The organism is Enterobacter cloacae complex sp. S3, from assembly GCF_014930495.1.
In the GTDB taxonomy this organism is placed as follows: Bacteria; Pseudomonadota; Gammaproteobacteria; order Enterobacterales; family Enterobacteriaceae; genus Enterobacter; species Enterobacter asburiae_B.
In genome coordinates this window covers 1-685 of sequence record NZ_JADBRD010000070.1, presented here as the reverse complement: position 1 = coordinate 685, position 685 = coordinate 1, and the positions used below count along the sequence as shown (strand labels likewise).

The 685-nt window shown below is 50.5% G+C and carries 1 pseudogene; it reads left to right on the top strand.

The features are described 5' to 3' along the window. Positions 1-11 precede the first annotated feature (11 nt). A pseudogene (gene pcoA, locus IM317_RS23030) lies at positions 12-662 on the top strand (multicopper oxidase PcoA); the annotation flags it as partial. Positions 663-685 lie beyond the last annotated feature (23 nt).

The window sequence follows — 685 nt, the reverse complement described above, 5'->3', positions numbered from 1 at the left end:
GCTAACTTTGCAACAGTGCCGCCGGAAGTCTTGGCGTATGGAGTTTCAATGCGCGTTCCAGTCTGAGCCTGCCAGTTGCCGCATCCCTGCAGGGTACTCAGTTTGACCTGACCATTGGTGAAACGGCCGTCAATATCACGGGCAGTGAGCGTCAGGCCAAAACAATCAATGGAGGCCTGCCGGGGCCCGTTCTTCGCTGGAAAGAAGGTGACACCATTACCCTGAAGGTCAAAAACCGTCTTAATGAACAGACGTCCATTCACTGGCACGGCATTATTCTTCCGGCCAATATGGATGGTGTTCCGGGGCTGAGTTTTATGGGCATAGAGCCTGATGATACCTACGTTTACACCTTTAAGGTTAAGCAGAACGGGACTTACTGGTACCACAGCCATTCCGGTCTGCAGGAACAGGAGGGGGTATACGGTGCCATTATCATCGATGCCAGGGAGCCAGAACCGTTTGCTTACGATCGTGAGCACGTGGTCATGTTGTCTGACTGGACCGATGAAAATCCTCACAGCCTGCTGAAAAAATTAAAAAAACAGTCGGATTACTACAATTTCAATAAACCAACCGTTGGCTCTTTTTTCCGCGACGTGAATACCAGGGGGCTGTCAGCCACCATTGCCGATCGGAAAATGTGGGCTGAAATGAAAATGAAGGCACTGTTGCAAAGTTAGCG